Origin of the sequence: Polycladomyces zharkentensis, from assembly GCF_016938855.1 — a bacterium.
Lineage (GTDB): Bacteria > Bacillota > Bacilli > Thermoactinomycetales > JIR-001 > Polycladomyces > Polycladomyces zharkentensis.
Genome location: NZ_JAFHAP010000004.1, coordinates 529769 through 549313, shown reverse-complemented (window position 1 = coordinate 549313; position 19545 = coordinate 529769). Strand labels below are relative to the sequence as shown.

The following is a 19545-nucleotide window of genomic DNA, read 5'->3' as shown; positions in this document are numbered from 1 at the left end:
GCGGATGGGATCATGGTGGAGGCGCATCCGGAACCTTCGGTGGCGTTGTCGGATGCAGCGCAGCAAATCAATCTCGCCCAACTGGAAGAATTGCTGATACAATTGCGTCAAACGTATGATTTGATGTGAAATCTTCACTTCCCGTTGCGTGGGATGAATGGCTGAAGTCCGGAATGACATAAATCAAACAGTTTGGGGAGAAATGGGGCTTTCGTCCCCATTTCTTCCTTTTTTGCGTTACAATGTGGTTAAAAAGGATAAAGGGGGCGAATCAGGTGAGTCAAAGTGAATGGATGCAGACTGTTCAGAACGAGCAGATATGGTTGCATGAAGTCTCGTCCGGGCGGATGACGCAGGATGAGTGGTTTTTCCATATGGCGAAAAACGGAACTCCTCTGCGTACGCTGACGCTGGCAACGGAACCGGGGGGAAGTGAAAAACCTGTCTTGGCCCCGGGTGCCACGCCGGAAAACAAACGATTGGTGTTGGTAATGGATCCGGAAGCTTTGCAAGCGATCCGTTTACAAACACCGGGGTCGCCCCGGCTGATGGCGGAATCTGCCTGGACACTGGTCCCCAAAACGTTGCGCGCCGGACACGACGGGTTTGTGGTGAATCCCGGACATCCCACCCGAATGGCATTGGACCGTACTGCGGCCGCTCGGTTGTGGAGAGAATATGCCGTGGCGCAACTGGCCCGCAAAGGGGGTGGCTGGGTGCCGGTAAGGGATGAGCAGATGTTGTTGGTGGAGTATGCCAAGGATACATACACGGTCGCGGTCTATGCGACCGAGGAAGATTGCGAGCAGATCAGCCGCCAATGCGGTGGAACGACGACGTTTATGCCGTGGTCCCGGATTGCTCGGCGCTGTCAGGAAGTAGGAGCTGAGGCGCCATTTTTGCAGTTCGGGTATCCTGAACAGGTGATGCTGGAATCCCGGCATATGGAGGTATTAACCCGGCAAAGTGGTGATTCGCCACCGTCGCAACAAACGCCATCGCCAACTGCAACACCTTCTGCTCCCGCATCTTCCCAGGGCCATGACGTGCAGGCCGAATCGACCGCTTCTGCTCAAGCAGGATTACAAGCGTTGGAACAGGCCATTCGTCAGGGGCAAGGGATTGCCAACGGTTGGGAAGTTTGCCGGGCCTTGGCTGAATTGCAGTCCGTTTGGGTGATCGTTGACAGTCAAGGAGAATTGGTGCCGTTGACACAGGACGGCGGCCAACTTATGATCGACTTGTTCACATCAGAAGCCCATGCGCTGGCTTTGTTGGAGGATTGGAAACAAAAACATCCCGACATGCCGCCGCTTATCCCTCGTTTGGTGCCGGCTCGTCCGTTGTTTGAGACGTGGGCGCCCAAAACACCGGTGGTATGGATCAATCGCGGCACCCCGCAAGCATGGACGAGCGTGACGGGGGAAACCTTGCCTTATGTGCTGCAGTTGTCTGGCTCCTGAAAAGAGCCGAGGTGACACCGGTTCTTTTTTTGATTTTCGGATAAGATAATGAGGAAACTTGCAGGATTCTGTGAAAATGCGGGAGATCCTGTGGTAAAATATTATCTTAAGATAGAGGGCATCACCATGAATGGGACGGTTTCCATCGAAAGGAAACCGCTCCCAAGCGGAGATATTGGATAAACGGAACGTGAAAAAATTGTAAATTGGGTGTGGAAGATAACAATGGGGAAGAAACGAGAAGCAATTACCATTTATGATGTGGCACGGGAAGCCGGTGTATCCATGGCAACGGTTTCGCGTGTGGTCAATGGAAATCCCAATGTGAAACCAGCTACAAGAAAAAAGGTGTTGGAAACGATTCGTAAGCTGGGATATCGGCCCAACGCAGTCGCGCGGGGGTTGGCCAGCAAACGGACGACAACCGTAGGGGTGATCATCCCCGACATATCCAACGCATTTTTTGCCGAGTTGACGCGGGGCATTGAGGATATTGCCAACATGTATCACTACAACATCATCCTGAGTAACTCGGACAACAAAAAGGACAAAGAATTGCAGCTGATTGAGACGTTTTTGGAGAAACAGGTGGACGGTTTGCTGTTCCTCGGCGGTGAAGTGACAGAAGAACATCGGCAGGTTTTTGCCGAAGCGCATGTGCCCATCGTATTGGCGGGAACGCAAGATCCTGTCGGTGACCGCCCGTCTGTGGTCATCGATCAGGTACAGGCTGCCAAGGAAGCCACAACGGCGCTGATTCGGGAGGGAAACGAACGCATCGGTTTGATCGGCGGCCCGCTGACCGATCCGGTCAACGGTTATTCCCGTTATTTGGGCTACAAACAGGCATTGGAGGAGAATGGCTTACCCTTCCAAGAGGAATGGGTTCGTATCGGTGACTATCGTTACCGCTCCGGTTTGGAAGCGATGCGCAGTCTTCTGGAAAGCGAACAACCGCCTACCGCTGTATTTGCCTGCAGTGATGAAATGGCCGTCGGGGCTTTGCATGCAGTGCAGGATGCCGGTCGGTCCGTGCCGGAAGACATCTCCATCATCGGATTCGACGATATTCCGCTGGCCACGCAAGTGCGTCCGTTGTTGAGTACGGTGGCTGTGCCGATGTATGACATCGGCGCTGTGGCCATGCGCCTGTTGACCAAGTATATGAACGACGAGCCGGTGGAGAGTGCACGGGTGGTATTGCAATATCGGCTGGAGTTGCGCGATTCCACTCGTATTCAAGAACTGTGAAAATTGACGGGAGAGAGGAGAACGTTCATTGACAATTGGCGTGATTGGGGCGATGGAGGAAGAGGTCGCCCTGTTTCTGGAGGAAATGAAAACACAACAAGTGGAAGAGCATGCTGGCATCCGTTATCACCGCGGTCGGTTGGCCGGTGCGGATGCCGTGGTGTGCAAATCCGGGGTGGGCAAAGTGAACGCGGCGATCTGCACGCAAGTCCTGATCGACCGATTCAATGTGGAAGCGATCGTGTTTACTGGTGTGGCGGGGGCATTGCACCCGGATCTGGACATCGGGGATCTGGTCATTTCCACGTCATGTCAACAGCATGATATGGATGTTACGGCGTTGGGTTTTGCCCCCGGTCAAATCCCGTTCCAGGCGGTCTCGGTCTTTCCCGCCGATGAACGTTTGATACATTTGGCTGAGGAAGCGGCACAGCGGGCGGTGGATGTCAAAACGGTGAAAGGAAAAGTGTTGTCCGGCGATCAATTCATCTCGAGCCCGGAAAAAGTGGCCGAACTGCGGGAAAAATGGGAGGGCGTTTGCGTGGAGATGGAAGGGGCCGCTGTGGCCCACGTTTGCTACGCAAACCGGATTCCCTATGTCGTGATCCGCTCCATGTCTGACAGGGCGGATCATTCGGCCAACGTCAACTTTGCCGAATTTACGAAGCTGGCCGCTGATCGATCCTGCGCAATCGTGCGGGAGATGTTGAACCGGTGGAACGGATAGGATGTGACCGGGAATAGGACTGCCGACCCATAAGATCCAGTTGACAAACTGTCGTTAACGGGCGAAAGCCGTCTTCCAGCCGAGCGCGAATACGGAGCGGCGGGAGACGGTTTTGCGCGGAATTTTTTCAAAAATCGCAACCGTCTCAATACAGAAGGTCCGCGGTTGTGATATCATGTGGCACAAGAGGCACACCCTTTGGTCGGTGTGGGCTTCTCGCTTCATCTGGCGTGGCAACCGACAACCATCCGCGATGGCTTCGTCCCAGACCGGGTGATTTTTTATGTCACGAGTTTTCGCTCGCATGGCAGTTTTTTGTGTTTTCGCACTTGTTAACTTGATTGTACCAAAAACCTGTCGGGCTTGCGAGGGGGCAGAAGCCCCCTTGTCCGACGCTCGCGATCATCCCGATTGGAAGGGACGGGCATTCCCGTTTGTCCTTTATAAATTGCGAATGTTTAAATCTATGCTATAATAATGGATATTGGAGGCGGTTTCATAAGAATCGATGAAACAAGGAGGGCAGAAAAGTATGATGGAAACGGAACGCTTGGCTGTAACGGTGAAGGAATCCAACCTGCCGGACTACGAAAAGACCGCTCGCGAATTTGATTGGAAAGAAGCGGAAAAGGCTTTTTCCTGGTACGAGACGGGCAAGGTAAACGCCGCTTACGAGGCGATTGATCGTCACGCCGAGTCGGAAGAAAGAAAAAACAAATTGGCGCTGATCTACAGCGATCCCAACCGTGAGGAACGGTATACGTTTGCCGAGATGAAGGAGAAATCCAACCGGTTCGGGAACGTACTCCGAAACATCGGCGTTCAAAAAGGGGACCGTGTCTTCATTTTCATGCCCCGGATTCCGGAATTGTATTTCAGTTTTTTGGGAGCAATCAAAATCGGGGCTATCGTGGGTCCGCTGTTTGAAGCCTTTATGGAGGCGGCTGTTCGCGATCGCCTGGAAAACAGCGAAGCGGTCGCCCTGGTGACGACTCCCGCTTTGTTGCCGCGTGTCCCGGTGGATGAGCTGCCGGCGCTCAAGCACATCATACTGGTGGGGGCGCAAGGGGAACTGCCGGAGGGTTACTATGACTTTTACAAGGAAATGGAGAATGCTTCGCCGGATTTGGAAATCGAGTGGATGGACCGCGAGGACGGGATGCTGCTTCACTACACTTCCGGGTCGACCGGGAAACCCAAAGGAGTGTATCACGTCCATAATGCCATGATCCAGCATTACCAAACAGGCAAATGGGTGCTGGATTTCAAAGAAGACGACGTGTATTGGTGCACGGCGGACCCCGGTTGGGTGACGGGCACCTCCTACGGCATCTTTGCACCGTGGCTCAACGGAGTCACCAACGTGGTGCGCGGCGGACGCTTCAGCCCGGACGATTGGTACCAGACCATTGAAAAGTACAAAGTCACCGTCTGGTACAGCGCTCCGACTGCTTTCCGCATGTTGATGGCGGCGGGGGACGATGTGGTGAAAAAATACGATCTCTCCTCCCTGCGACATGTGCTGAGCGTGGGTGAGCCGCTCAACCCGGAAGTGATCCGTTGGGGGATGAAGGTGTACAATCAACGCATCCACGACACGTGGTGGATGACTGAGACCGGCGCTATTCTGATCGCCAACTACCCGTCCATGGAGATCAAACCCGGCTCGATGGGACGACCGATTCCCGGTGTGCAGGCCGCGATTATCGACGACGACGGCAACGAACTGCCACCCTATCAGATGGGAAATCTGGCCATCCGCACACCGTGGCCGTCCATGATGCGCGCCATCTGGAAAAACCCCGAGAAATACCAGGAGTATTTCCGCATTCCGGGATGGTACATCTCCGGTGACTCCGCCTACATGGACGAAGAGGGATACTTCTGGTTCCAGGGACGGTTGGATGACGTGATCGTCACCGGCGGAAAAAATGTGGGACCGTTCGAGGTGGAAAGCAAGCTGGTGGAACACCCGGCAGTGGCCGAGGCAGGCGTCATCGGCAAACCGGACCCCGTCCGGGGACAAATCATCAAGGCGTTTGTGTCACTTCGGGCGGGATATCAGCCGTCGGAAGAGCTGAAAGAGGAGATCCGAACGTATGTGAAGGAAAAACTGGCGGCTCATGCGGCCCCGCGCGAAATCGAATTCAAGGACAAATTGCCCAAAACGCGCAGCGGAAAAATCATGCGGCGTGTGCTCAAAGCCTGGGAATTGGGATTGCCCACCGGTGACCTGTCAACGATGGAAGATTGAGAGGAGAAGCGGGGAAACCCTGCCTTTCAGGGTTGGCATGAAAGCGAGCGTTGGACGCGGGAGGGCTTTGTCCCTCTCGTAAGTCCGACTGAATTTTGGCCGATGAAGTCGAGAAGTGCGCAAACATTGAAAACGACTATGCGAGCCAAAACCCGTGACGAACACCACCCAGGCTTGGACGAAGCCATCGTGGATGGATGTGGGTTGCCACGCGGGATCAGCGATAAGCCCACGGCCCCCCCGGTGCTTCAGCCGTGTGGGGCAAGTCACACCTGGGGTGCGGACAAGTGGTTGAACCACTTGTGATTTTGGAAGCGGGTTCGAATTCCCCGTGAAGTGCAGAGCTTCAATCGACGGACTTTATCATCAACTTGGCCCTGGGTTTTCCCCGGGGCTTTTTGATTTAATTGCGGAACACCGTGCCAGCGTCCGGTATTTCACCGGTCTCAAAAGAAGGATAGCCTTTTGCCGGCGAGCGACATTTGAGCGCGGTGATTTGGAGAGGAGGGCATTCCCGATCTGATCAACACCGCTGTAACAGACATGTTAGCGATGGTGTCCGTTCGACGTGTGGGTTACTCGCGCAGAGAGACCGTTTCGCATGCCTGTGCGGGTGGTGTGGGGCGGCTTCTCCCGCTTCATTGACGACTGTGACGGTATACCAACGAACTGACCGAATTTGCGAATCACCATGTTCCTGAGCGCATGAGGATGGGCCGGGACCCGATGCTGTGGCAGTGAACGATATCAGCCCCATGGTACATCGCAGGTTTCGTCGGCAACAGGGAGGGCAGGTTTTTTCCCTCGGTGATGGCGTGCGCATGGCGGCGAGCGTGGGTGGCTAGTTTTCCTTCTATTACGAATATTTAAATAATAAATGGCAAACCCAGGGCGGCGAAACGTTCGCCCTTGGGTTGAAGATTGGGGTCAGCCTGCATGATTGCCTTGAAATAAGTGGCCCATGCTTCCTTTGCGACGGTGTCGTTGTACATCTTTTTGTTGTAGTCGTATCCGACCCATACGCCCAGCGCCACACGGGGGGAATAGCCGATAAACCACACGTCGTACTGATTTTGTGTGGTTCCCGATTTGCCTGCGATGTCATAACCGCGGATTCGTTGACCGATCAGTTTTCCCGTGCCGTTTTTGATCACATCGCGCAACATGTCAGTGGTGGCGTAAGCGGCACGCGGAGAGTAAACCTGTACCGGGTTTGGTTTGTGTTCGTACACCACTTTCCCGGTGGAGTCGATGATTTTCTGAATCATGTACGGTTCGTTGAATTTGCCTTGATTGGCCAGGGCCGCATATCCCGAAGTCATGCGCTGTACTGTGAAACCGTAGGTAAGTCCGCCGATGGCGGAAGCTTCCCCGTCGTACGGATGGAAACGGAAGCCCATTTTCTCCAGGTAGCTGAAGGCGCGCTCCTTGCCCACCATCCGGAACACTTTGATGGCCGGGATGTTGAGCGATTTGGCCAATGCTTCGCGAGCCGTCACGTCTCCCGCATATTTTTTGCTGGCATTGCGATAGGTTTTACCCGTACCGTCTGCGGCTTTCAGCTCTTCGTCCTTGATCTTCGTTTCCGGTGTGATCAGACCGAGATCAAGCGCCGGTCCGTAATCCAACAAGGGTTTCATCGTAGAACCGGGTTGGCGGGGATAGTCCAGCGCGTGATTCACTTTGGTCTCCCGTCCGCCGACGAATGCCAGCAACGCCCCTGTTTTCACATCGATCAACGTGGCACCGACCTGTTGCAGTTGATTCTTTTTCACCACCCACTTGCGGTTGCCTTTGGGTCCCTCCTTCACCCGGATGTCGGCCGGAGGAGCGAACGGAATCCGCTCGGTGGCTTGTTCCATCGTATCCAACAGGTTTTTGTCCAGGGTCGTTTCGATACGGTATCCGCCCGTCAGGACGCGTTTCCGGTATTCTTCCAGCGTGGCCCAATACTTGCCCTGCTTTCTCAGCTCAACCGGGTCCCGACCATCCAACTTCATGAGCGCTTCGGCCGCTTGTTTTTCGACCGCGTCCATCACATACCGGTATTTCTCATAGGCGCTGGGCTTCGGTTTGGCCAGTGAGGCCTGCAGGTTGAACGCCAACGCTTGATCGTATTCCTGTTTGGTGATCTTGTGGGTTTTCAACATCCGGTCCAGCACGACCTTCATGCGTTCTTTCCCCGCTTTCAGCGTGGAGCCGTCGTCGGCGAAGAACGGGTTGTACGCGTTGGGCCGTTGGACCATGCCCGCTATGTAGGCGGCTTGTGCCAAGTTGAGATCCTTGGCGCTGACGTCAAAGATTCCCTTAGCCGCAGCTTCCACTCCCAACATGTTGCGGCCGTTGGGATCTTTTCCGTAGTATGTGCTGTTCAGATACGCGTTCAGAATGTCCTTTTTGCTGAACATCTTTTCCATGCGCAAGGCGATGAAGATTTCCCGTGCCTTGCGTTCATGGGTTTGCGACTGGTCTTGCAAAATGGTGTTCTTGACGACCTGTTGCGTAATCGTGCTGCCGCCGGTGGTTACCGAGCTGTGCATCACCTGTTGCAGGGCCGCGCGAAACAGCGCTTTGGGAACAACTCCGTGATGTTGGTAGAACTCTTGATCTTCCGTCGCGATAAAAGCCTTGATCAGATAAGGACTCACTTGCTCCGCAGTCACCAGTTTCCGGTTTTCGTCCCCCCTGAGCTGTCCGATCAGTTGCCCGTCACGGAAAAATGCTTGGCTGTTTTGAGACCATCCCGTCAGTTTCTTCTCAAAGTCGGCCTTGCTCAGCACCGGCTGATCTTTGACCAGCGAGGCGACGTAACCCGCGACGACACCTGCGGCACCAACCGACAGCGTGAGCACCAGGACCAGGGTGAAGAATAATGTGTAGAGAAAGCCTTTAAAAATCCGGAAACCCAGCGACTGTTTTTTTGCCGCCGGGGATGAAGGTGAATCACGGTGTTCCATCGCTTGATACCCTCCTCGTTTAACGGTAATATTATAACATAGGCATTGTTTGGGAGGATCATTGAAATCTTCGACAAAATCGCGTCAATTTGGGGGACGCGTCCATCGGAAAAACAGTGATGAACAGGCCGAGTAGCCGGCGGATCGAACCCGACAGAGAGCTGGTGGTTGGTGTGAACCAGCGGTTCCCGCCGTGCGAATTACACCTGGGAGCTTCGCATGAGGCTGATTGGACTGTTTATGGTCATTCAAAGGATTGAAAGAAGCGTGTCCTTTTGCGAGCGAGCGATCTTTAGGGAGAAAAGGCTCACTCAGGCAAAGGGGATTGATCAGACACGTCCCAGGCTTCGTGCGACGGGGTGACTTGCCCGTTATCCGAACGAGCGGAAAGCAGAATGGCTTTCAAAAAGGGTGGTACCGCGGGTGAACCTCGTCCCTTGAGGATGGGGTTTTTTTATGTAAACGAAAAAGGAAGGGATGGAAATGAGCACAACGGAGATCAAACCGGAAGTTCAACGGGAGATTGAGCGGCAGTTGGCCGTCATCCGCCGCGGTGTGGCCGAGATCATCCCGGAAGAAGAATTGAAGGAAAAACTGCGTCATTCCATTGAAACCAACCGGCCGCTCAAGGTGAAATTGGGATTGGACCCCACCGCGCCGGATATCCACATCGGTCATACGGTTGTATTGCACAAGTTGCGCCAGTTCCAGGAGCTGGGGCACATCGTCCAATTGGTGATCGGCGATTTTACGGGACGGATCGGCGATCCGACGGGAAAATCGGAGACGCGCCGCCAGTTGTCGGAAGAAGAGGTGAAGGCAAACGCCCAAACCTACACCGAGCAGTTGTTCAAAGTGCTGGATCAATCCAAAACGGAAATCCATTTCAACAGTACGTGGCTGTCGCCGATGACATTTGCAGAAGTGGCCGAACTGGCCGCCAAATGCACGGTTGCCCGGATGCTGGAGCGGGACGATTTCTCCAAGCGGTATCACAGCGGTCAGGCGATCAGCGTGCATGAATTTTTCTATCCGCTGATGCAGGGCTATGATTCGGTCGCGCTGAAAAGCGATATTGAACTGGGAGGGACGGACCAAAAGTTTAACCTGCTGATGGGCCGTCAACTCCAACGCGAATACGGCCTGCCCGAACAGGTGATCATGATGATGCCGCTGTTGGAGGGCTTGGACGGCGTCAAAAAGATGAGCAAAAGCTTGGGCAACTACATCGGCATCCAGGAACCGCCGCAGGAGATTTACGGAAAAGCCATGTCCATCCCTGATGAATTGATGGTGAAATACTTCGAGTTGGCGACCGATCTGTCCAACGAAGAGTTGGAGAAGCTGAAAAAAGGGCTGGCCGATGGAACCGTTCATCCACGGGACGCCAAAATGAAGCTGGCCCATACTCTGGTGCGCATGTATCACGGACGGGAGGCCGCTGATGAGGCTGAACGCCATTTCCGCCAAGTGTTTCAGCAAAATGCCCTGCCGGAGGATATCCCGGAAGTGACGATCCCGGCGGGTCAACTTCAAGACGGCAAGATGTGGGCGGTGCAACTGCTCTCCACCTTGAAGCTTGTTGCGTCCAATGGAGAAGCGCGTCGGATGATCCAGCAGGGCGCGGTTCGCGTCAACCAGGAGAAAGTGACGGATGTCAATCAGCATCTTCCCGTTGAGGATGGAATGGTGGTACAGGTGGGAAAACGTAAATTTGCCAAAGTGAAGCTGGTTTAACAAAAGAGCGGACCCGATTTTCCCGTTTCAAGATTCGCATCACTCGACGGGAAATCGGGTCCCGTGTACTTTGTCAACAACCTGACAGGATCACTTTTCTCTACCCTTTAAGCGCAGGATATTGGCAATGTACACTTCGCGAGAGAAGATTGCCCGCGAATGGAAGTGGCAGGGGGAAACGGATGCTGCTCTTTTTTTGCATTCTTGAACGTGCCCTGGTTTTCAAAACGGTTCCAAACCGGCTTGCTGCAACAAATCGTTACCGATTTCCACCAGTTGATCGGCGACCACTTCGGGTTCCTGCAACAGGTAAAAATGGCCGGCTTTCGTTTCGATACAGCGCCAACCTGCTTGCTCCGCGATTTGACGTTGCGGTTCGTAGTGTTCCGTCCATTTCCAGTAGACGCACGGATGTCCGGGCCAGCTGTCCGGTACGGGGATCGGCTCCTCGTACATGGCGAGTGGTGTCTCGTATAGTTGAGCCACGAAGGTGCGACGGACGGAGGGCGCGGGGATCGCCGTCTTCAGATCGTCTTCGGTCCACGGCGGAATCATGCCGTCCCGTGCTTGCCGGCGAAATTCGTCCGCCGCTTCTTTTGTATTATACAGATCCAATCGGCTTTTGCCGTCTTGGGGAATGAGTGCGTCGACAAAAATGGAACCGACCGCCGGTTGCCGGATGGCATCGGCCACGACCGGAATCAGTACGCCCGCACCACTGTGCGCCACCAGAATGATCGGTTCCTTGGGCGTGAGATGTTCCAAGGCCGTCACGACTTGATCTACATGTTGCTTCCAATACGGGGGTTCGTCTTTTCGATGTCGCAAAATGGGAACGATGGCAGGAATCTTCCGTTGTTTTAACACTTGTGCGACCCAGTTCCAAGTGGCCGGACCGACGAAGGGACTGTGCAACAGCAAAAAAGTGGCCATGGTATCACCCCATAATGGATGATTTGTAAAGAAAAACCACTCCATCCAAAAACGAATGGAGTGGCATGGTGAAAAGAGGATTAACGGGAGTAGAACTCCACGATCATCCGCTCATTGATTTCCGCCGGGAGTTCGGAACGCTCAGGCAGACGTTTGTAGGTGCCTTCCATTTTGCTTTCGTCGAACTCGAGATATTCCGGCAGGAATTGCCGATCTTCCAGCGCTTCTTTGACCACTTGCAGGTTGCGGCTCTTTTCGCGCAGGCCGATTACGTCACCCACCTGTACTTGGTAGGACGGACGGTCCACTTTTTTCCCGTTGACCGTGATGTGTCCATGTACCACCAATTGCCGCGCTTGTGCACGGGTACGGGCGAAGCCCAGGCGATACACCAGGTTGTCCAGGCGGGATTCCAGCAACTTCAGGAAGTTCTCACCGTGAACCCCTTTCATTTTGCCTGCACGGTCAAAGAGGTTGCGGAATTGTTTTTCATTCAAACCGTACATCAGACGCAGTTTTTGTTTTTCCTGCAGCTGAAGGCCGTATTCGCTCAGCTTCCGGCGTTGTCCCGGACCATGTTGACCCGGCGGGTACGGCCGTTTCAACTCTTTTCCGGTGCCGGAAAGGGAAATGCCGAGACGACGGCTCAGTTTCCAACGAGGTCCAGTATAACGTGCCATACTGAAGCTCCCCTTTCATCATTTGCGTTGGAATGCAAATGACGGGATGGCTGGTTCGCGAAGTTGCCCGTACTTTCCGGATAGCGGCGAAAAGCCGGACATCCGTGAAAACGATGCAGCCGCCATTCACGGAGCGAACCAGTGAGGGTGATCCATCACCATCACTTTGCGTGCTATCCTCAAACCCCAGGGAGATTTGAGCCATACAAAACATTATTATAAAACATATGGGGCAAAAGTCAATGAGAATGCGACCAAGCCCGTTTTGAACCGGGAGACCAGGACGTGGGCAAAGTGCGATTGGCATGGAGGAAATGGCCCGACGCTTTTTAGGTTCACTGCCGGTTCGGGATTCGGATTCGGTCGCTTGGGAATGTTGCCGTCTTGGATGAATCAGGCAACGCGCTGACGGATGAACCGTTCGGCTGAAGACAGATTCACTTCGCACCTGACGGGATGTCTATTCATCCGTCGTCATCATTTCGGTTCGTCTCATCATCTGTTTGTTCCTGACCCGCGTCGATCTGCCAAGTCTTTCTTCTCCTTCTCTTCTCCAGCACTTCCTCCGGAAATTCGGCCGGCGGTCGGGCGAGCAGGTAGTAGATCGGCATTCCCTTGGCGACGAACTTTTCTTCATACTCGGTCATGATGTTGCCTTCGCTGTAAGGGCTCCGATGCAGGTCTTCACTCTGCTCCAGCACCGTATAACCGCATACGGCCAGCTCCTCCAGCGTAAACTCGTACAAGGACCGGTGATCGGTTTTGAGCAACAGCTCCCCCTCCGATCCCAGGATCTTCTGGTATTGGGCCAGAAAGTCGCGGTGCGTCAGCCGACGTTTGGCATGCCGCTTTTTGGGCCACGGGTCGCTGAAATGCAAATAAAAACGGGCCACTTCCCCTCTGTCGAACACCTCGCCCAGTTCCGCGATGTCCATCCAAAGAAAGTGAAGGTTGGTGCAGTCCTGTTCATCCGCTTTTTTGAGCGCCTGCATCAGCACTTCCTCCACGCGTTCGACGCCGATCCAATGAATGTCGGGCTTTGCGGCGCAAATGTTGGATAAGAATCGTCCTTTGCCGGTGCCCAACTCGACATGGAGCGGTCGGTCGGTCTTGAGGAATGTGCGCCATTGTCCGCGCAGTTGCTTCGGGTCGTTGATGACCCGTGGATGTTGACGTACAAAGTCTTTTGCTTCCGGTTTTCGTCTGAGTCTCATGGTATCCCTCGTTATGTTGTTCGTAGTATTGCCGATGATCCCGAAGGTGTTCTTCGGTGATTCCCTATCTATTATAGCCACGAGCAGGTAAGAGACCAACCGAAACCGACGGATTTCTCCGGCCGTTCCGGGCTTTCGCTTCGGCAGGGCAGGCAGGGATGTTTATTTTTGGATCATACAAACGGTTGCATCTTTGCGCATCATTTTTTATGCTAGAAGAGGAGAAAACGTTTTCGATATCGAGAAAGGTGTGTGTTTTTCGAAAACGGCTCGTTGACGCAAAATTCGCTTAAAGTCCGCTTGCCATCCTCAATCGCTACATATCAAAGGGGGAAACATTGTGAAGCTTGGTGTGTTCACGGTCTTGTTTTCGCAGATGTCGTTTGAGGAAATGCTCGATATCGTCAAAGCGGCCGGACTGGATGCAGTGGAGATCGGAACGGGCAATTACCCGGGAAATGCGCACTGCAATCCGGATGAGTTGCTGGAAGACGAAGCAAAATTGCGCGCCTTCAAGAAAGCGATTTCAGACCGTGATCTGATCATCAGCGGGTTAAGCTGTCACGGTAATCCATTGACACCTGAGAAATCGTTTGCACAACAGTCCCATGACACGTTTGTGAAAACGGTGTTGCTGGCGGAAAAGCTGGAAGTTCCGGTCGTCAACTGTTTCTCCGGAACACCCGGCGCTTACGAAGGAGCCAAGATGCCCAGCTGGCCCGTGGCACCCTGGCCCAATGAGTATCGTGAAATCCTGGAATGGCAGTGGAAAGAGAAGCTGATACCCTATTGGCGGGAGTGGGGGAAATTTGCCGAGGAACACAATGTGAAAATCGCGCTGGAACTGCACGGCGGGTTTTTGGTCCACACCCCTGCCACTTTGTTGAAACTGCGTGAAGCGGTGGGAGAAGTGATCGGGGCCAACTTGGACCCCAGTCATTTGTGGTGGCAAGGCATCGATCCGGTGGCTGCGGTGAAAATTCTGGGGAAAGCGGGCGCCATTCACCATTTCCATGCCAAAGACACCTACATCGACCCGGACAATGTCAACATGTACGGGCTCACGGACATGCAATCGTATGCCAACATGCAGGAGCGTGCCTGGATCTTCCGAACCGTCGGCTATGGTCACGACCTGAAAACCTGGGCGGACATCCTGAGCGCCTTGCGGATGGTGGGTTACGATTACGTGGTCAGCATCGAGCATGAAGATGCGCTCCTGTCGGTGGAAGAAGGCTTCCTGAAAGCGGTGGAAAACCTGAAACGGGTGTTGCCGAAGGAACAGCTGACCGATATGTGGTGGGTCTAAGGCTGTCGCTCCATCAGTACCTGAGACTTTGAGAGAGGGGATCAACATGGCCAAGATTCGAGTGGGTGTGATCGGTTGCGGAAGCATTGCCAAGTATCGTCATATTCCGGAATACGCGGAAAATCCCCATGTGGAACTGGTCGCTTTTTGTGATGTGGCAGCGGAGCGGGCGAAACCGTTCGCCGATCAATACGGCGGCAAGGTATACACCGATTATCAGGAGTTGCTGAAGGATGATGCGGTCGATGCCGTCAGCATTTGCACGCCCAACGTGGAACACGGTCCGATGACGATTGCGGCGGCGCGTGCGGGAAAACATGTATTGTGTGAGAAGCCGATGGCCACGTCCGGTGAGGAAGCTCAGGCGATGATTGATGCGGCAAGGGAAAACGGCGTGGTTCTGATGATCGGACACAATCAGCGGTTGATGCCGCCGCACGTCAAAGCGAAAGAGATTTTGGAAAGCGGCAGATTGGGTAAAGTGCTCACGTTCCGCACGACATTCGGTCACGGCGGTCCTGAACAATGGAGTGCCGAAGGAAAAGGCGGATGGTTTTTCCGAAAAAATCGGGCGTTTGTCGGTGCGATGGGTGATTTGGGCGTCCACAAGGCCGATCTGATCCGTTGGCTTTTGCAGGATGAGATTGTGGAAGTGGGAGCGTTGGTGGACACGTTGCACAAGGAAGAAACGGATGTGGACGACAACGCAGTGATCATTTTGCGTACTCGAGCTGGTGCAATCGGTACCATGGAAGCGAGCTGGACGCATTATCCAAATGAAGATAACAGCACGATTTTACATTGCGAAAACGGTACCATGAAAATTGGGGTTGACCCGGTGGACCAAGTGATTGTCGAATTTCGGGACGGCACGGTCGAACGGTATCAGGTGGGCGCCATCGCCACCAACGAAGAGGGAGGACAAACCAAAAGCGGCGTGATCGACGCATTCGTCCACAGCATCCTCTCCGGTGAACCCCCTCTCATCTCGGGCGAGGAAGGAAAAAAATCGCTGGAGATCATTTTGGCGGCCATTCGTTCTGCGGAAGAGAAACGCATCGTGCAACTGCAACCAACTCAAGTAGGCTAATTGGAGGCACAATCATGTCGCAGTCATGGAAGATCGGAATTATCGGCGCAGGTGGGATTTCGGAAGCCCACCTCGCCGCCATCAGGGAGGAGCCGCGGGCACACGCCCTCGCCATCTCGGACGTGAATGAGGAATCGGCCCGGATGCGCGCCGATCGGTACGGCATTCCGCACGTTTACACCGATTACCGGGAGATGTTGAAACGGGATGATCTGGATGCGGTTATTTTGTGCATTCCCAATTTTCTGCATTCCTCGGTGGCAATAGAAGCGCTGGCCTCGGGCAAACACGTTTTGTGCGAAAAGCCGATGGCACTCAACGCCGATCAAGCGATGACCATGCTGGATGCAGCCAAACGGGCGGGCAAAGTGCTGATGGTCGGACAAAACAATCGTTTCCGTGGGGAATCGGCGTTGCTCAAACGACTGGTGGATCAAGGCAAGCTGGGAACCGTCTATCATGTGAAAACGGGATGGATTCGGCGAAACGGAATCCCCGGCTGGGGAAGCTGGTTTACGTCCATGGAGAAGGCTGGAGGTGGCCCCCTCATCGATATCGGGGTGCACGTGTTGGATCTGGCACTTTGGTTGATCGGCTATCCCCGACCGGTCACCGTGTTCGGTCAGACTTACAGCGTGTTCGGTCCGAAAAAGAAAGGGCTTTTCGCTTGGGGAACCGTCGACGATCAGGGTGTGTTCGACGTGGAAGACTTGGCGGTGGCCATGATCAAGTTTGAAAACGGAACCACGCTGATCTTGGACGTCAGTTGGGCCGCCCATATTGAGAAAGACCGCGCCTACGTGCAATTGTACGGCGGGGAAGGTGGCGTCACCATGGATTTTGATGCCGGTAAAATCACGCTTTTCCACGAGGAAGCGGGAGTTCCCGTCGATTCGGTTTTGTATCCCGGACGGCAAAATGATCGGTTGCTGTTGTTGCAAAATTTCCTCGATGCCGCTGAAGGAAAGGCGGAACCGATTTGCCGGCCGGAGCAAGGTGTTTACATTCACCGCATTTTGGATGCGATCTATACCTCTTCCCGGACGGGAAAGCCCGTCACATTGGATGAGACGGACCAGGAGGTGAGAAGGGACAGGGGTTAACAAAGCCATCAGCGGTTGCGGTCATCACGAAGCGATGGAAGGAATGTAACAAACAGGAGGGGAAACACGCATGAAACAGTGGAAAAAATGGGTGAGCGCGGGTCTCGCGTTGACGATGGCAGTATCATTGGCCGCTTGCAGTCCGGGAGGTTCGGATGCGGACAGCGGTAGCGGAGGCAAAGTGAAGATCGTCTATGCCCGGGGAAAAGATGTCACACCGGCAACGAAAAAGATCGTGGAAGCATTCGAAAAAAAACACCCCAACATTGACGTCGTCGTGCGGGAGATGCCGGCCGATACGGGTCAGAGCCATGATCAGTACGTGACGATGCTCTCCAGCAAATCGTCCGAAATCGATGTGTTCGACCTGGACGTGATTTGGCCGTCCGAGTTTGCCCAGGCGGGCTATCTCTTGCCGTTGGACCGTTTCATCCAAAAAGACCGGATCGATATGAGTCAATACGTACCCGGTGCGGTTGAAGCAGGAAAGTTTGAAGGCAAGCAATGGGTGATGCCCAAATTCATCGACGCCGGTCTCTTGTATTATCGCAAAGACCTGATCAAGCAACCGCCGAAAACCTGGGACGAGCTGATTCAACAAGCCAAACAGACGAAAGGAAAAGGCGGCACCAAATTCGGCTACCTGATGCAAGCGAAACAATATGAAGGGCTGGTCTGCAACTTCTTGGAGTTCATCTCCTCCTACGGCGGCAAAATCCTGGACGATCAAGGGCGTGTGGTGATCAACAGCCCGCAAACCATCAAAGGGTTGAAAAAAATGATCGAAGTGACCAAATCCGACTTCGTGCCGAGCAATGTGACCACCTTTACCGAGCTGGAATCCCATACCGCCTTCCTGGAAGGCCAATCGGCACTGATTCGCAACTGGCCTTACATGTACGCACTGGTACAAGATCCGGCACAGTCCAAAGTGAAGGATAAAGTTGGCGTAGCACCCCTGCCCGCCGGCGACCACGGCTCGGCTGCCACATTGGGCGGATGGATGACGGGAATCAACCGATACAGCAAGCATCCGAAAGAGGCTTGGGAACTGGTGAAATTCATGACGGGCCTGGAAGGTCAAAAAATCACGGCGCAATATGGCGGATCGGCCCCGACGTACCTGCCGGCGTACAATGATCCGGCTGTAAAAAATGCCAACCCGTTGTTCTCCCAAAAGGACTTTGTCAAAGGAGTCAGCGCGGCCGTGCCCCGGCCGGTTTCCCCGGATTACCCGAAAATCTCTGACATCATTCAAATTGAAGTCTCCAAGGCCATTGTGAGGAAACAAACGGCGGAACAAGCCGTGAAGAACATGGAGCAAAAGCTGAAACAAGTGGTCAAGCAGTAAACAATAGATGGGAACAACAAGAGTCAGTGAGCCGGGAGACCGTTCCCTGTTCTGACTGAACGGATGCGTACGGCTCCCGGTCCCCGCACAAAGAATCAAAAAAGGGAGGGAGAGGATTGTCCTCCCGATCAGCCTTCAACAAAAGTGGTGACGCAACATGAAAACCGGTAAGCGTATGGGATTGTCGGAAAGGTCGATCGGCTATCTGTTCGTGTTGCCTACGCTGATCATCATTCTGCTGATCGCGATCTGGCCGGTGATCCGTTCTTTTTGGATCAGCTTGCACGATGTGCGGTTGAACAATCCGGCCAAAACCGAGGTTCATGGTCAATACGGAATCGATATGGAAGAGTATCTCAATAACGCTCCGTTTTTGATCAGTGCGCTGGATTCGGAAATTCAGCACGCCCATGCACAAAAAGATCGGTTACAGGCCGTACGGGATGACGTACAGAAACTAAACGATCTGCTCAACCGGGAAAAAGGGGTAAAAGAGCGTTACGATCAAGTGAATGATTTGCTCACGGATTTCAAGCCGGTTCCGCCCGATTTGAAGTATGCCAACATCCAAAATGAGACCGCACAAAAGGTGAAACAGTCGCTTTCACACATTCGCTCTGAACTGGAAGATTTAAAGAAGCAGGGAGTACTTCAGAAACCCAAAGACGTCATCGGTTTGGTTGACGGGCTTCAATCCGCGCTGATTTCGCCCAACTATGTCGGACTCCAATACTATCGGCAATTCGCTCAAGACCCGCGGATGTGGGCGTCATTGGAGAACACACTGGTGTTCACCGTTATCTCCGTCACTTTGGAATTGGTGTTCGGATTATGGATTGCGCTGTTGCTGAATAAGCAATTCCTCGGTCGGGGATGGGTACGCGCTTCCGTGTTGATTCCCTGGGCCATTCCCACCGTCATCTCCGCTTTGATGTGGAAGTTCTTGTTTGACGGTCAAAACGGGATTGTCGCCAAATTGTTCGAGGTGCTTCACATCATCCCCAATATGGGTGAGTTGCTGACAACGAAATGGGGGTCGATGTTTGCCATCATCGTCGCCGACGTATGGAAAACTACTCCGTTCATGGCGTTGCTGTTGCTGGCCGGTTTGCAAACCATTCCGCAATCGCTGTATGAAGCGGCGGAAGTGGACGGTGCCAGCCGGTACCAACAGTTTGTGAAGATCACGCTCCCGCTGTTGAAGCCGACCATTCTCGTCGCGTTGTTGTTCCGGACATTGGATGCGTTCCGGATCTTTGACCTGGTTTTTGTCCTGACGGGCGGGGGACCCGGCAACGCCACGGAAACGATTTCGATCTACGCCTACAAAACGATGTTTGCCCAGATGAACTTCGGGGCCGGTTCGGCGTTGTCCGTGATCGTCTTCTTCTGTGTGGCCGTTATTAGCATGATCTTCGTCAAAGTGTTGGGAACGGACTTGGTTCCCAGCGGCCGGAGTAAATAAGGAGTGTGACT

15 protein-coding genes and 1 other annotated feature are annotated in these 19545 nt (G+C 53.8%); of the genes, 11 read left to right on the top strand and 4 right to left on the bottom strand.

Translation table 11 applies throughout. The features are described from left to right. Nucleotides 1-12: 12 nt before the first annotated feature. From JQC72_RS04490 to acsA, 5 genes are all read left to right on the top strand, one after another. On the top strand, nt 13-129 hold the full coding sequence (locus tag JQC72_RS04490) for a hypothetical protein (RefSeq protein WP_302104503.1): 117 nt from the start codon (nt 13-15) through the stop codon (nt 127-129). A 146-nt stretch (nt 130-275) separates the two neighbouring features. Continuing rightward, a complete protein-coding gene (locus JQC72_RS04485) occupies nt 276-1463 on the top strand; it encodes a hypothetical protein (protein WP_205493190.1) in 1188 nt (395 codons plus the stop codon). Between the two features lie 225 nt (nt 1464-1688). Further along, a complete protein-coding gene (gene ccpA, locus JQC72_RS04480) occupies nt 1689-2714 on the top strand; it encodes a catabolite control protein A (RefSeq protein ID WP_205493189.1) in 1026 nt (341 codons plus the stop codon). A gap of 28 nt (nt 2715-2742) precedes the next feature. Then, nucleotides 2743-3441, top strand: a complete 699-nt coding sequence (locus JQC72_RS04475; protein ID WP_205493187.1) for a 5'-methylthioadenosine/adenosylhomocysteine nucleosidase — start codon at nt 2743-2745, stop codon at nt 3439-3441. A gap of 532 nt (nt 3442-3973) precedes the next feature. Then, nucleotides 3974-5695, top strand: coding sequence for an acetate--CoA ligase (gene acsA, locus JQC72_RS04470; protein WP_419179832.1), 1722 nt, complete (start codon nt 3974-3976; stop codon nt 5693-5695). Nucleotides 5696-6561: 866 nt separating this feature from the next. Here acsA and JQC72_RS04465 read toward each other — a convergent pair. After that, the gene (locus JQC72_RS04465) at nt 6562-8652 is read right to left on the bottom strand and encodes a transglycosylase domain-containing protein (RefSeq protein ID WP_205493186.1); all 2091 of its coding nucleotides are present in this window, start codon (nt 8650-8652) and stop codon (nt 6562-6564) included. Between the two features lie 110 nt (nt 8653-8762). After that, nucleotides 8763-9093: a binding site (T-box leader), on the top strand. 42 nt (nt 9094-9135) lie between these two features. On the opposite strand from JQC72_RS04465, the gene tyrS reads away from it, so the two are divergent. Beyond that, nucleotides 9136-10389, top strand: a complete 1254-nt coding sequence (tyrS, locus tag JQC72_RS04460) for a tyrosine--tRNA ligase (RefSeq protein ID WP_205493185.1) — start codon at nt 9136-9138, stop codon at nt 10387-10389. 222 nt (nt 10390-10611) lie between these two features. Here tyrS and JQC72_RS04455 read toward each other — a convergent pair whose 3' ends face one another. The 3 genes from JQC72_RS04455 to trmB form a co-directional block, all read right to left on the bottom strand. After that, a complete protein-coding gene (locus tag JQC72_RS04455) occupies nt 10612-11322 on the bottom strand; it encodes an alpha/beta hydrolase (RefSeq protein WP_205493184.1) in 711 nt (236 codons plus the stop codon). An 80-nt stretch (nt 11323-11402) separates the two neighbouring features. Then, nucleotides 11403-12002 (bottom strand): 30S ribosomal protein S4, encoded by a 600-nt coding sequence (gene rpsD / locus JQC72_RS04450; protein WP_205493183.1) that lies wholly within the window; start codon nt 12000-12002, stop codon nt 11403-11405. 464 nt (nt 12003-12466) lie between these two features. Beyond that, nucleotides 12467-13216, bottom strand: coding sequence for a tRNA (guanosine(46)-N7)-methyltransferase TrmB (trmB, locus tag JQC72_RS04445; RefSeq protein ID WP_205493174.1), 750 nt, complete (start codon nt 13214-13216; stop codon nt 12467-12469). Between the two features lie 340 nt (nt 13217-13556). Between trmB and JQC72_RS04440 the strand changes: the two genes are divergently transcribed. From JQC72_RS04440 to JQC72_RS04420, 5 genes are all read left to right on the top strand, one after another. Further along, nucleotides 13557-14525 (top strand): sugar phosphate isomerase/epimerase family protein, encoded by a 969-nt coding sequence (locus JQC72_RS04440; protein ID WP_205493172.1) that lies wholly within the window; start codon nt 13557-13559, stop codon nt 14523-14525. A gap of 46 nt (nt 14526-14571) precedes the next feature. After that, the gene (locus JQC72_RS04435; protein WP_205493170.1) at nt 14572-15615 is read left to right on the top strand and encodes a Gfo/Idh/MocA family protein; all 1044 of its coding nucleotides are present in this window, start codon (nt 14572-14574) and stop codon (nt 15613-15615) included. A gap of 14 nt (nt 15616-15629) precedes the next feature. Next, complete coding sequence (locus JQC72_RS04430; RefSeq protein ID WP_205493169.1) at nt 15630-16718, top strand: Gfo/Idh/MocA family protein; 1089 nt, start codon at nt 15630-15632, stop codon at nt 16716-16718. Between the two features lie 70 nt (nt 16719-16788). Beyond that, nucleotides 16789-18069: an ABC transporter substrate-binding protein gene (locus JQC72_RS04425; protein ID WP_205493168.1), complete on the top strand. Its 1281-nt coding sequence runs from the start codon at nt 16789-16791 to the stop codon at nt 18067-18069. A gap of 157 nt (nt 18070-18226) precedes the next feature. Next, complete coding sequence (locus tag JQC72_RS04420) at nt 18227-19534, top strand: carbohydrate ABC transporter permease (protein ID WP_205493167.1); 1308 nt, start codon at nt 18227-18229, stop codon at nt 19532-19534. Nucleotides 19535-19545: the final 11 nt, after the last annotated feature.